A 717-nucleotide genomic window follows, 5' to 3' on the forward strand; every position below is an offset into this window, starting at 1 on the left:
GATCGTACGCTGTCTCCCGATGGAGTCCTTCCTCCACAGCCCGGACAATGACACCAACCGTTCCAGTGACTGTCGCCCCGAGCCCGCGAGCTGTGGTCCGAACACGCCGATCATCTGAGACGATGCCGACTGGTCGATCTTCGGCAGTGTAGGCCAACACCGCAGCGATCAGCGTAACATCGCCGTTCTGTTCTTTTTCACCGAGGATCTTTTTCGCTTGTTGGACTCGGTCCTGAAGAACTGGATCGGTTGTCGCAATCTCGTACTGATCAATGTACCGGTCTACGTTCGTCTGCGCCGGCTCTGTCGTGACCTCATTTTGAATTATCGGGAGAACAACAAGCTCACCGTTAAAACGCGTTAGCTGGTCGAGTTCTCCGATGGTGCCGAGTGCGATAAGCGTCGTCGCATCGAGAAAAACCCGTGTCACAGTTCGCGCGCGGCAGCGGCGTCTGCTTCGATATCTTCTGGTGATAGTTGGGTTGTGAGATTGTGTTCACGAGCGATCTCGAGCCACTCTGCGAGACTGACACCGGCAAGTCGAGCCGCCTCGTTGACCGAGAGCTCACCGCTTTGGTACCGTTCAATCGCGACCCGTCGACGGATAGACGAAAGTCCCTCTGCGAGTGCTTTCCGTATGACTGTACTCTTGTCTTCATCTAACAGCTCACTCACCGCTTCAAGCTCGTCTTCATCGTCATCAGGAACTCGGGCACT

General features: G+C 55.5%; 2 protein-coding genes. Both read right to left on the bottom strand.

The genetic code is table 11. The annotated features are described in order from the left end of the window. A partial coding sequence (locus DVK07_RS20220; RefSeq protein ID WP_121598568.1) for a hypothetical protein occupies window positions 1-430 on the bottom strand: 430 nt, incomplete at its 3' end. Further along, window positions 427-717: UPF0175 family protein (locus DVK07_RS20225; protein ID WP_121598569.1), on the bottom strand; the 291-nt coding region annotated here is incomplete at its 5' end. The genes DVK07_RS20225 and DVK07_RS20220, both read right to left, overlap by 4 nt.

This window comes from Halorubrum sp. Atlit-26R, from assembly GCF_003666015.1.
In the GTDB taxonomy this organism is placed as follows: Archaea; Halobacteriota; Halobacteria; order Halobacteriales; family Haloferacaceae; genus Halorubrum.